Below are 2,839 nucleotides of genomic sequence, written 5' to 3' on the forward strand. Positions count from 1 at the left end.
CCTTTTGCCTGCGGCGAATCATTTACTCGCTGCTACAGTCACATCACAGTTGGCAGTGAAGCTACCGTCTTCTGTTGTGGCGGTGATTTGTGTTTCACCAGCCTTAACGTAGGCGACTTTACCAGTGTCATCGACCGTGGCAATACTTGAATCCTTAGAGGCGAAGGAAACCTTCGTGTCAGTTGCATTGTCCGGCGTAACTTTGGCTGTTAATTTATCATTGCCGCCAGCTGTTCCAGAAAGTGACGTCTTATCAAGTGACACACCCGTTACCGGCACAGTGTTGGCGATAACCGTCACTTTGGTGGTGGTTGTAATGTCGTCATTAACCCCAGCTCTGAATGTAATAGTAGCGTGACCAGCAGACTTATAAACAATTGTGAAACTGCCATCTCCATTTGGTGAAACGGTCGCTACATCGGTATCGCCTGACGTTGCCGTTACATTCTTTTCGGTGGCAGTTACTGGCAAAACAGTCGTTGTAACTTTACCAGTTTGACCGGCGACGCCTGAGATTGAGGCTTGATCAACCGTTAAACTAGTTGGCGATACATAAGTGTTTTCAGAAACGGCCCGAACAACTAAAATCGCTTCTGGTGGGTTGGGACCCCCAAAAGCGGCTTGAGCATGCTTATAGATTAAGGTATCTGGGTCAAAGTCATCACCGACTTCCTGAAGGTCGTTGTACTGAGTTTGCGTGGCTTCAGTTGCATCAGGATCTTCAATCAAATACTTCGGGATCTGGTCGCTCAACTCCTTAACTTTTCGAACGGTTTTCACCGAAGTATGAACTGGACCAAGTGGTTCATTTGTAATTGACATAGTGTTTCCTCCTAATTTCTTGTAATTTTTTCATTGTTGCTATCGATGGCTTCAATAGTTGGCTGATCGGACTCAAAATTGCGTTCTAGTCTGATTTGTAAATCAAATCCATACTGTTGTTCCGAGTTATTAATCCCGATCACGCTTTGATCTTGTGGATCAAGCACCGCGACAATGATAATTCCTTGCTGCTTAACTTGATAACGGATTTCAGGATCCCGTAAATTGGCTTGTAAGTTGTCCATGATGTCAAGTGCCCGAGACTCTGATGTTGCGTGAACCGTGATTGAGATATGGGTATCAACTGGTTCATGCATGGGGTACTGATGTTGAACGGGCGTGATAATGTTGCCACGTGGATGAACAGTGATAAACGGCAAGGTCGGTTTTGAACCCAGAGAATAATCCTCAATCACGTGAGCTTCATCAAGACTCGTTAAAGAACGGATCGTTTGTCGCATTATTGCGATTACTTCCGTCCAATTGATCGTGCGCTTCATTATCGCTATTCACCTCCTGACTATCCGAACGTAGGTAGTAGATACAAGCGTCTGACAGGCCATAGTACGGATCCTTACCAACCACTTGCAAATACTCCCAGTGATCCTCATCCTCGCCGGTTTTAATGGCAACCACCGTCCCAAATGGGACATCTTGTAACGAATACCATTCATGGTTGCAATTAATGCTCTTACCATCACTTGTCAAAATAATCTGATTAGCATTTGCATTAGGACTAACGGGCGCAACCGGTTCACTAACATCGGTGTAGGGCTGTTTACGGAAATCAGTTCGCATAAAGTCCCCCGTTAAAGAGGTGCCACCGTCCTGATACGACGTGTTCTGATAAATTCTAATTGGAATACCGTAACGGTTTATTAAATTCTTTTTGATGAATTTCAAATTTCCATCACCTTCACCCCAATTGATTTATAAAGTGCACCCGTATCAACAAGCGGATCGTCTTTACCCTTATTCTCGATGGTTATTGGCGCGTTATGCGGCGTAACTTTAAGCTTGATTTCATCTTTGATCCGTTGTTGAATCAATCGACCCACATCTTCATACAGTTCATAAGCCGTTAATTCACTATTCATGATGCGACTAAGGTCACGTTCAACAAGCTCATTGATGCGAAACATCCCTAAGTCAATGCCATCTCTAAGAAATGAGCGTTCAGGGATTTTAACGTGCTTAAGCTTATAGAAGCTCCCATCTTTCATTGGGATGACCAAATATGGACCATTTTTAGGGTAAATCTCAGCACCAAATTCATTAACGGTGGCGATCATTTGTAGGAATGCTAGAGATTTATTACCAACCGGCACCATGACCCCAACTTCCACTCGGTATCGATTGAGGGCTCGCAGTTCCTCTTTAATCTTGGAAAAGTTATTGTCGTCAGAAAATAGTTCAGCCAAGTTTAATTCGCCACCTTGAATGTCCATATCGGCTCAGTAGGTCATTTAGCAACTCTTCCCAGTGATTAGTCGCATTACCATTGTATTGGGTGTGTAAGTCTTTAAAATTATCCACCAGGATACCTTTGCCAAGGTCAGAATTGATCCAAATAAGTGATAGAATCTTCATTTCCATGGCTTGGTTCCAAACAAACTGATCAGTAGGAATGTTTAGTGGTTTAAGCAGGCCATAAGCAATTTCAAGTAAATCATTTAATGCATCATCGCTTACATCAACATCTGACAGCCTTTTAACACTGGCAATGACCTCACTTTGGTCAAATGGATAGTCCATATGATCACCTTCTACTTGGATCCTTTAAAGATAATGATATCTTTGCCGGGAACAAGATCAGACTGCGGATAGATCCGATTCAAGTTGGCTAATTTACGAGTTGTCGTATTGTTGGCGGTTGCGACTGCCCACAGCTCATCGCCCGGCTGCACGGTATAGTAAACATCGCCGTTTTTTGAAAAGTTTTTTGATGTATCAATTTGATCAGGGAACATGTCATTTCCTCCTTACTTCAAATCGTAATGTACTGAATTGCTTGTCA

Annotated in this window: 6 protein-coding genes; all 6 read right to left on the reverse strand. The window is 43.2% G+C overall.

The features are described 5' to 3' along the window. Nucleotides 1-18 precede the first annotated feature (18 nt). The 6 genes from FC98_RS13595 to FC98_RS13620 are packed head-to-tail and all read right to left on the reverse strand — an operon-like array spanning nt 19 to nt 2,792. Entirely contained in the window at nt 19-822 is an 804-nt protein-coding gene (locus FC98_RS13595; RefSeq protein WP_054655325.1) for an Ig-like domain-containing protein, read from the reverse strand. An 11-nt stretch (nt 823-833) separates the two neighbouring features. Further along, a complete protein-coding gene (locus tag FC98_RS13600) occupies nt 834-1,322 on the reverse strand; it encodes a phage neck terminator protein (protein WP_235803651.1) in 489 nt (162 codons plus the stop codon). Continuing rightward, a complete protein-coding gene (locus FC98_RS13605; protein ID WP_056949749.1) occupies nt 1,249-1,725 on the reverse strand; it encodes a hypothetical protein in 477 nt (158 codons plus the stop codon). Before FC98_RS13605 ends, FC98_RS13600 begins: the two co-directional genes overlap by 74 nt. After that, the gene (locus FC98_RS13610; RefSeq protein WP_235803652.1) at nt 1,722-2,243 is read right to left on the reverse strand and encodes a hypothetical protein; all 522 of its coding nucleotides are present in this window, start codon (nt 2,241-2,243) and stop codon (nt 1,722-1,724) included. Before FC98_RS13610 ends, FC98_RS13605 begins: the two co-directional genes overlap by 4 nt. Next, nucleotides 2,236-2,577: a hypothetical protein gene (locus FC98_RS13615; RefSeq protein ID WP_008856332.1), complete on the reverse strand. Its 342-nt coding sequence runs from the start codon at nt 2,575-2,577 to the stop codon at nt 2,236-2,238. The genes FC98_RS13610 and FC98_RS13615 overlap by 8 nt, the downstream gene beginning before the upstream one ends. Nucleotides 2,578-2,588: 11 nt before the next feature. Continuing rightward, nucleotides 2,589-2,792 carry a LysM peptidoglycan-binding domain-containing protein gene (locus FC98_RS13620; RefSeq protein WP_054655319.1) on the reverse strand — a complete coding sequence of 68 codons (204 nt, stop codon included), beginning with the start codon at nt 2,790-2,792 and terminating at the stop codon, nt 2,589-2,591. Nucleotides 2,793-2,839: the final 47 nt, after the last annotated feature.

Origin of the sequence: Lentilactobacillus kisonensis DSM 19906 = JCM 15041 (assembly GCF_001434135.1) — a bacterium.
GTDB classification, from domain to species: Bacteria; Bacillota; Bacilli; order Lactobacillales; family Lactobacillaceae; genus Lentilactobacillus; species Lentilactobacillus kisonensis.

Coding starts and splice junctions, on each gene's coding strand:
- FC98_RS13595 (WP_054655325.1), bottom strand. CDS start 822: ATGTCAATTACAAATGAACCACTTGGTCCAGTTCATACTTCGGTGAAA.
- FC98_RS13600 (WP_235803651.1), bottom strand. CDS start 1,322: ATGAAGCGCACGATCAATTGGACGGAAGTAATCGCAATAATGCGACAA.
- FC98_RS13615 (WP_008856332.1), bottom strand. CDS start 2,577: ATGGACTATCCATTTGACCAAAGTGAGGTCATTGCCAGTGTTAAAAGG.
- FC98_RS13620 (WP_054655319.1), bottom strand. CDS start 2,792: ATGTTCCCTGATCAAATTGATACATCAAAAAACTTTTCAAAAAACGGC.